At 27.3% G+C, this 8490-nt stretch carries 8 protein-coding genes and 1 pseudogene; 2 read left to right on the top strand and 7 right to left on the bottom strand.

The window, feature by feature from the left end:
- The first annotated feature begins 499 nt into the window (after nt 1-499).
- Nucleotides 500-1678, top strand: a complete 1179-nt coding sequence (locus A500_RS00655; RefSeq protein WP_016205671.1) for a cation diffusion facilitator family transporter — start codon at nt 500-502, stop codon at nt 1676-1678.
- A gap of 187 nt (nt 1679-1865) precedes the next feature.
- Here A500_RS00655 and A500_RS00660 read toward each other — a convergent pair whose 3' ends face one another.
- The 5 genes and pseudogenes from A500_RS00660 to A500_RS20235 all read right to left on the bottom strand — a co-directional run bounded on the left by A500_RS00660 (nt 1866) and on the right by A500_RS20235 (nt 6247).
- Nucleotides 1866-2813 carry an N-acetylglucosamine kinase gene (locus tag A500_RS00660; RefSeq protein ID WP_016205672.1) on the bottom strand — a complete coding sequence of 316 codons (948 nt, stop codon included), beginning with the start codon at nt 2811-2813 and terminating at the stop codon, nt 1866-1868.
- A gap of 14 nt (nt 2814-2827) precedes the next feature.
- Nucleotides 2828-3361: pseudogene (locus A500_RS00665) on the bottom strand (phospho-sugar glycosidase domain-containing protein); the annotation flags it as partial.
- Nucleotides 3362-3534: 173 nt separating this feature from the next.
- Complete coding sequence (locus A500_RS00670) at nt 3535-3942, bottom strand: hypothetical protein (protein WP_016205674.1); 408 nt, start codon at nt 3940-3942, stop codon at nt 3535-3537.
- A gap of 20 nt (nt 3943-3962) precedes the next feature.
- A complete protein-coding gene (locus tag A500_RS00675; RefSeq protein WP_016205675.1) occupies nt 3963-6053 on the bottom strand; it encodes a tetratricopeptide repeat protein in 2091 nt (696 codons plus the stop codon).
- Between the two features lie 20 nt (nt 6054-6073).
- Nucleotides 6074-6247: a hypothetical protein gene (locus tag A500_RS20235; protein ID WP_157453591.1), complete on the bottom strand. Its 174-nt coding sequence runs from the start codon at nt 6245-6247 to the stop codon at nt 6074-6076.
- 106 nt (nt 6248-6353) lie between these two features.
- Between A500_RS20235 and A500_RS00680 the strand changes: the two genes are divergently transcribed.
- On the top strand, nt 6354-6737 hold the full coding sequence (locus A500_RS00680; protein WP_016205676.1) for a VOC family protein: 384 nt from the start codon (nt 6354-6356) through the stop codon (nt 6735-6737).
- A gap of 137 nt (nt 6738-6874) precedes the next feature.
- On the opposite strand, the gene A500_RS00685 is transcribed toward A500_RS00680, so the two are convergent.
- A complete protein-coding gene (locus A500_RS00685) occupies nt 6875-7636 on the bottom strand; it encodes an alpha/beta fold hydrolase (protein WP_016205677.1) in 762 nt (253 codons plus the stop codon).
- Nucleotides 7637-7727: 91 nt separating this feature from the next.
- Nucleotides 7728-8348 carry a TetR/AcrR family transcriptional regulator gene (locus tag A500_RS00690; RefSeq protein WP_016205678.1) on the bottom strand — a complete coding sequence of 207 codons (621 nt, stop codon included), beginning with the start codon at nt 8346-8348 and terminating at the stop codon, nt 7728-7730.
- Nucleotides 8349-8490 lie beyond the last annotated feature (142 nt).

Genomic DNA, 8490 nt, shown 5'->3' on the forward strand with positions numbered 1-8490 from the left:
TCCCTGTTACCTGTTACCTATTACCTGTTACTTTATTCCCAGAACTGTGAACTGTGAATTGTGTGCTGTAAACTATATAAATTGTTTCGCAAAATAAATCTATTTATAACTTTTATTATAATTGAACTTAGTAAATTTTAATATACCTTTTTTATATCTTAAATCTACTTAACTTTAACTTCTTTTAAATTTTATTGTAATTGAAATTAGTAAATTTTAGTATATAATAATTCTTATATATTTCAATTAATAATAGGTTAAATTTAAAATATAATAATATGAATCTGTTTTATATTTTAAATTTAAGAATATAAAGTTAATTTATTTTTAGTAACTCGAAGAACATTACATCAATAATTATATATTTTATTTGTTACCTGTTTACCTGTTACCTGTTCCCTGTTCCCTGTTCCCTGTTACTTATTATACCTGTTTCCTAAAAAAGTTTGAATATATAAATAACTACTTGGGAAAATATTATATAGATAGGAGTGATACTGTGATTTCTAATTTTTTAGTTAAGTCATTTGTTAAAAATGATGAAGATACAAAAAATCCAAAGGTACGTAATTCTTATGGTACTTTAGGTGGAGTTATTGGAATTATAATTAATTTTATTTTGTTTGTAATAAAATTTTCAGTTGGTATGCTAGTTGGATCAATTGCGATTTCTGCAGATGCCTTTAATAATTTATCTGATGCTGCTTCATCTATAATTACTATTATTGGTTTCAAAATGTCAAACAAGCCTGCTGATGCGGAGCATCCATTTGGACATGGTAGAATAGAATATTTATCAGCGCTTTTAGTTGCTTTCATGGTAATGCTTGTTGGTGTACAATTTGTTAAATCCTCTATTGAAAGAATTATGAATCCCGAAGTTATAACTTTTGAATTGATACCATTTATCTTGCTTTTAATTTCAATTGGATTTAAAGTATGGCTTTCAACCTTTAATAGATTTATAGGAAACAAAATTAATTCTTCTGCATTAAAAGCAGCTGCTACAGATGCTTTAGGTGATGTTTTTACTTCCAGTACAGTTGTAATCTCATTTTTACTTGCTAAATTCACAAGTCTTCCTATAGATGGATATATTGGTATATTTGTTGCACTAGCAATTTTATATGCTGGCTTTGGATTAGTTAGAGAAACTTTAAATCCCTTACTTGGAGAAGCACCAGATCCTGAACTTGTAAATGAACTATGTGAAAAAATATTAGCTTATCCACTTATATCAGGAGTTCATGATTTAATAGTTCATAACTACGGTCCTGGAAGAATTATAGCTTCATTACATGCTGAAATTCCAGCTGATGTAGATATAATGGAAATTCATAACGTAATAGATAAAGCTGAGCGAGAGATATCTGCGGATTTAAATTTACATTTAGTAATTCATATGGATCCAATTTGTGTTCTTACAGATGAAATAAAAGAAACTTGGGATTACGTTGAAAAAATTCTTAGAAAATATCCTGAAATAAAATCAATGCATGATTTTAGAATAGTTGGTGAAGGCGATGTTAAAAACTTGATATTTGATATAGTCTTAGAAGCTTCAGAATCAGGAAATAAGAAAAAACAAGAAAAAATGATAGCTGATATAAAGACATCTATAAAAAAAGAACATCCACAATACAATTGTGTAATCACTGTTGATTATGATTTTATGTAATTAATAATGGAGAAATGAAAATTCATTTTAAATAAATATTTGAAATTTCAGTGAAAGAATTAAGAAATAAATGCCTTGAAATTTTAAAAAATAAAAAGAGAAATTCGGAAGAATTTCTCTTTTTATTTACATAACTTCTTCATTTTTTCCTATAATTCAGATTACCTAAATTATTTTTTTGAATTTCTCATTCTTTCATTTTTATTATCATTTCTTTAGTAATCTTATTTCCTGAATTAATATATGCAAGCAAACATGCACCCAAATCTGGATCTAACTGTGGCTCTACTAACTCAATATTGCATCCTTTTAAGTTTTCTCTTAATGGTTTTAGAATTAAATCTCCACTTTTGAATACTCCGCCTGTATATGATACTTTTACTACATTTTCATCATAATTTTTTGCTAATGTTCTTATCATTTGTGAAAGTTCTATAGCAGCTTCATTAAATATTGCTATTGCACCCTCATCTCCTGATTTTGCAGCATCAGAGCATAATTTAGCAAGCTTTGCTATTTCACCTCTATCACCTTTTAATTTTTCATTTACATAAGAAACTATTTCAAAATCTGTCTTTAATCCAAGTTCCTTTTTAAATATTTCATATAATGGTGCTTTTTCTAATCTTCCATCACTTTGTTTACTAAATAAAGCTAATGCTTTTTTACCTATCCAATATGCTGAAGCTTCATCACCTATAGAGTAGCCCCATCCACCACATCTTAAGACTTTTTCATCTTTTAATGCTAATGCTATTGAACCTGTACCAGCGACAACATTAATACCATCCTCGCCTGCTAATGCACCTGCTATTGCAACTCTTACATCATTATTTAAGATATAATCCATTTTACTAAATACTCTAGAAACAACCTGTGCTATTCCTTCTGCAATTTCTTTTACTATTCCATAGCCAGCTAATCCTAAATAACTTTTTGTAATTTCTTCTTTAGAAATATTACTAGACTTTATTATTGCTTCTAATCCTTCTGTTAATAATATCTCTAGATTAGTAAATCCTATTTGAGCTGGATGACAAGTTCCCTTTATAACTCTATTAATAACTTTTCCATTTTCATTTATTAATGTGAAGCATGTTTTAGTACCGCCACCATCTATCCCTAAAAAATACATAAATTAACCTCCAATTACTTGATTAAGTTGAAGTTGAATTTTTGCCATGGTTTTATATAATCTAAAATAAATATTTCATCTTCTTTAATATGTCCTACAACATTAGATTTTCCACTATTTTTCATATCACTTAATGCAATTTGAAGTTCGCCAGCATAATGACCATATTCACTACTCTCTATTACTATATCACCTCTTTTTATTATTTCTGGTGCATTAAATAGTTCAAACTTATGTCCTTTATACTTAACTCTGCTTTGTGTTGATCTAATTAAATTATCTGAAAAGTCTCCACGATTAAAGTGCTTTTCTTCAAATAATATTTTTCTTTCTATTTCTGGGGTAGACTCTTCAAGATAAACATCGAAGGTTACCATATCTTTTCTCATAGTACCTAGCTTTTTCATTTCTTCTTCTGTAGGATAACAATTTGATATTATTATGTCATTTATATTACCTAAAGCTATTAAATGCTTTGCTTGAACTTCTATTGGTAAGTTACGATGAAGTTCTAATGTAGGAAGCCCATCTGTAACTGGCCAAGGACCAATTATATATTGGCATTAATGCTACATATGCTTAACATAATAAATTAATAATCAATATTTTATTAAAATTTCTAAGTATCTTATGAAAACTTCATGAAATTCCTTTTTATAAGATATATAAGAGACTTTATCAGAATTTATATTAAAATTCTGATAAAGTCTCTTCATTCTCTTTAATTGCTTATTCCATAATAAACTGACTTTTGCTTATATTTAAACAATTCAATTAAGTTACTTTTAGTTTTTTCCTCATTTTCATAATAATCTATTATATCTTTTATAGCATCATAGAATCCTAAATGTACACTTTTCTTTAACTGCTTAATTCCTTCTTTTATTAAACTGTAGTTATTATCTCTTTTACCTTGCTCTATTTTATTTTTTCCCTCTATGAAAATACTCTTTCCTCTATCAAGTTTATAATTTATTTTTTCTATAGTTTTCTCTAAATTTTCAAACTCATCTATGCTTCTTCCTCTTTTATATAAATAATATTCTAAATTTGAATATGCTTTAGTTTCACCTAGGGAAATAGCCTTTAAATAATACTCTACTGCATCCTCTTCTTTTTTATCAAACAAATTTTCTTCTGCTAGCTCTCCTAAAAATTCAAAGCTTTTCCTTCATCTAATATTAATAATTCTTCTATATATTTACCCGCCTCTTCTTTAGATGCCTGTACACCTATTCCCTTTAAATAATAATATGCTAATTTCAAGTTTCCTTCAACAATATTAATTTCCTTTAAAAGATATGCTCCCTCTAAAGCTTTTTTATAATTTTTATCTATTCCTATTCCTTTTTCATGAATCTCTATTATATTTAATAAAGCTTCTGTATTATAATTTTCTGCTGCATTTTTATACCATTCTATTGCTTCTCTTGAATTTGCTTTAACGAATATTCCATGTTTGTACCAATGCCCAAGCTTTATCATTGCCTTTTCAGATCCCTTTTCAGCTGCTTCTAAAAAGTATTTAAAGGCTTTTTCATTGTTTTTTTCTACACATGCTCCATAAACATGAAGTAATCCATAGTAATATATTGCTTCTACCATTTCATGTTCTTTAGCTGTAGTTATATATTCTAACAATTCATCTTCATTTATTTTCTTTTCATTTACTAAATCTAGTAAGTATTCGCTTGCAAGAGCCTCTGCTGCATTATAAGAACCTTTATCATAAGCCAATTTTAAATATTTTATTCCTTTTTTTCTGTCATCCTTTAGATATGCTATACCTATAACATAAAGTGAGTGTGGATCTTCACTTTCTGTAGCTAACTTCATATAAGTTAATGCTTTTCTTTTATCTATTTCAACTATTTCTCCATTGTAATACATTATTCCAAGTCTTTGAGTAGACTTCAAATCTCCATTATTATGTCCTTTTAAATAATTTAATAATGCCATTTCAAATTTATTTTCTTCTTCATATAATTTTCCAACTTTATAGTAAAGACTTGTGTTACCTTCTTCTATACTTTTATCATATAATGCAAATGCTTTTTCCTTATCCTCATCTACATATAATCCCCAATAATACATGTCCCCTAGACTTTCTAAGCAACTAATATCATTTTTTTCTGCTCCCTTAGACAAATAAAAAAATGCTTTTTTATAATTAGTTTCTATATTATTACCTTCTAGATAGGATTGTCCTAAAATATAATAAGCATCTTCAAAATCGTTTTCCGCTGATTCCTCTAACCAATAATATGCTTTGAAATTACTTTGCTCACAGCCTTCCCCATTCTTATAAAGATAAGACAGTGCATATTGTGCTGGAGCAAAACCACTTTCTGCTGCTTCTTTGTACCACTTAAAAGAATATTCTAAATTCCTTTCTACTTCTTCTCCTGCAAAATACATATATCCCAGAGAATATTGTGAGAATGAATTTCCTTTTAAGGCAGCCTTCTTATACCAATATAAGGCCTGTTCTATATCCTTTTCTCCGCCATACCCCTTTTCATAAAAAAGTCCTAAATAACTTTCTGCATATTCGCTACCTTCTTCTGCTGCTTTTTCAAAGTATTCCTTAGCTTTGCAATAGTCTTTCTCAACATTCTTACCTAAATAATATAATTCTCCTGCTAGTAAATATTCTTCTGCTGAATTTATTTCATCATCTTCTTCATCTTCTTCAATTTCCTTTTGGTACTCAATTCCATTTATAGAATTTAACAAATCTGTGGAATAATTATTTTCATCTCTTTCATCATAATTTAAATATTCATTAAAAACATTTTTTTCAGCTTCACTTAGCTTATCATAGAAAAGAGAATAATCCTCCTCACCGCAGTTTATTACAAGCCATACGCATACTCTATAAATTACTTTTTCATCCTTTAATAAATCCTTATACTCTAATTTTTTTGATATATCCACATTGTCATCATTCAATATATCTCTTATATAATATAAATTTTCTAAATAATTTATTATATATTTCATAAGCTCATATGGAATTATATCTTTTCTAGATAAATATTCGATATTTTCTACAAGTGAATTTTCACTATTATAAAATAATTTATTATTTAAGTGGATTGTTATAATTATTTCCTTAAATACCTTAATTAGCCTTGAGCATATTACCTTTAAATCAGTCTCTTTTCTTATTTTTTCTAAAATATAATATAAATCCCTAAATTCAAGTAATAAAAAATTAAAGTCAAACTTAAGTTTCATTATTCCCCCATAAACTATATTTAATTTCTTACTACTATATTTATTTTCTTATTTCTTTTATAGAACAAAAAAGGGATAGATATTATATTCTTTGCTCCGTCGCAAGCTCCAAGTCGCCAGAATATAATATCTATCCCCTTATATACTAAATGTAATAATTCCTCATTAGATTCGGAATTATGAAAATTATTCATAGATTTTGGAGGTTACTCCTAAATTCTAAATTCTAAATTCTTATTTAAGTCTTTAAAAAGGATGCTATAATTAAATAACAAATAAATTGAATTTATGGAGGTATTTATGAAGATAGAACATATTGCAATGTATGTAGAGGACTTAGAAAAAGCAAAGGACTTTTTTATTAAGTATTTTGGGGCAACTTCAAATGATTGTTATCATAATAAAAACACTAATTTTAGGTCTTATTTTTTAACCTTTGATGATGGTGCTAGATTAGAGATAATGAATAAACCACAAATGGAAAATGGAGAAAAAACTTTAACTCGTACTGGATATATTCACATTGCTTTTAGTGTAGGTAGTATGGAAAAGGTTAATGAATTAACTTCTAAATTAAAAAGTGATGGTTATGAAGTTATAAGTGGTCCAAGAACTACTGGAGATGGCTATTATGAAAGCTGCATTATTGGTATTGAAGATAATCAAATTGAAATAACTGTTTAGATAAATTCTAATTTCCTTTAATAATTAACCCTAACAACAACTAGTTGTTAGGGGGCAATTTAAGTACTGGTTTAAAATAACTATTAATATAAAAAATGAAACCCCAATAATATATTGATTATGAGACTAATATATTTCTATTCGCCTAAGATGGATGTGGTGAAAATAAGATTTTCTAATTTCTCTACATATTGCTCTGGGTGATTGATGCTTAGTTCCCCATGATAATACCCATCTAATATTTCTAATTTACTTCCTTTAATTATCTCTTGTGTTTTTCTAGCTGAAGCTTTCATTATTGCTCTTTCTTTTCCACCAACTAATATTAGTACTTTGGCAGAAGTATTTTTAAGAGTACTTTTAATCTCATACTTAGTATTAGCTTTCATAAAAGCAATTAGACTTTCCTTATTAATATTACAACTATCATAATAGTATTCATTAAACAAATCTTTTCTAATTTTTAAAGAATTGAATTGCAACTTTGAAAACCACTTTTTTGAAATTAGACCATAGAACATAGAAAAAGAAAAATCCACCATTTTATTAGTAACTTTCATTGGTATTGTTAAAGCACTTTCTATAATGGCATAGTCACAAATATCACTTTTCTGAGATAATATTTCAATAAGTATTTGTCCACCCAAAGAAAGCCCTCCCATCATTAGAATATGTCCACTACAATGTTCATCAATATATTCAATAATCCGACTTGCATTTTCTTCAATAGATATAAATTCTGCATCACTTCCTGAATGTCCATCTAAAATTGGAATAATAATATGAAAATTGTTTTTTAAATATTCAATTTCATATTTATAATTCCACCATGACAATCCACCACCATAAAGTAGCATTATAGTTTCTTTGTTTTCATTTCCATATTCTTTTATTATCATATTAATCAGCCTATCCTTTCATAAATAAACCTTGTAATTTCAAAATTAACCTTATTGGGATTATCACTATTGGTAAAATACTTTTTATCTTTTATTTCTCTTGTTCATTGTGCATATATATTTTTTTCCAAAATTCTATTAGTAATTTCATTTCCTTTTCAATTTCATCAACAACTATATTTTGAGAACGATACTTATTAAGCATAAATCCATCAACAGAGTACATTATCTCTTTATACATAAGTTTTAAGTCTATATCTGAACGAAAAACAGAAGTGTCTATTTTTTCAAATACTTTAATTTCACTATCCAAAGTTGCATCTGCAAAACTTTTCTGAATGGAGTCCGCAATATCTGCTAACTGCTCATAATAGGCATTAAGGGAAAATGCATATATGTGAGGATATTTTTTCATAAGTGAACACTTAGCCGATAATGCCCTATATAACATTTCAAAAAAATCCTCCGTATCTAAGACACTATATTTTGAAGTAGCTTCCCTTGTTATTTCTATAGAGTGATTCCATAAATACATATATAATTCTTTTTTATTGGTAAAATAATGAAACAGTAATGACTTTGATATTCCACCCTCATTTGCAATTTCAGACATTGAAGCCTTTTTATAATTGTTTTCTGAAAAAACTTTATAGGCAGCATTTAATATCTTTTGCTGTTTATCTATTGGTAAATTAAAGAATTTAATATTCATAACAGCCTCCATTGACCATATCGGTTAATATGCTCTAATTATAAATCTATTGACCATTTCTGAGAAGACCATTTAAAATATAAATTCAAAAACAAATTTCTCCATTATCAATATTTTATAAACTCCGAAAGGAGTTTTTTCC

The sequence above is a fragment of the Clostridium sartagoforme AAU1 genome (assembly GCF_000401215.1).
Taxonomy (GTDB): Bacteria; Bacillota; Clostridia; order Clostridiales; family Clostridiaceae; genus Clostridium; species Clostridium sartagoforme.

What these genes read in the sequence shown, in the direction of transcription:
- A500_RS00680 (WP_016205676.1), top strand. Translation starts at nt 6,354, where the DNA reads ATGAAGATAGAACATATTGCAATGTATGTAGAGGACTTAGAAAAAGCA.
- A500_RS00690 (WP_016205678.1), bottom strand. Translation starts at nt 8,348, where the DNA reads ATGAATATTAAATTCTTTAATTTACCAATAGATAAACAGCAAAAGATA.
- A500_RS00685 (WP_016205677.1), bottom strand. Translation starts at nt 7,636, where the DNA reads ATGATAATAAAAGAATATGGAAATGAAAACAAAGAAACTATAATGCTA.
- A500_RS00660 (WP_016205672.1), bottom strand. Translation starts at nt 2,813, where the DNA reads ATGTATTTTTTAGGGATAGATGGTGGCGGTACTAAAACATGCTTCACA.
- A500_RS00675 (WP_016205675.1), bottom strand. Translation starts at nt 6,053, where the DNA reads ATGAAACTTAAGTTTGACTTTAATTTTTTATTACTTGAATTTAGGGAT.
- A500_RS20235 (WP_157453591.1), bottom strand. Translation starts at nt 6,247, where the DNA reads ATGAATAATTTTCATAATTCCGAATCTAATGAGGAATTATTACATTTA.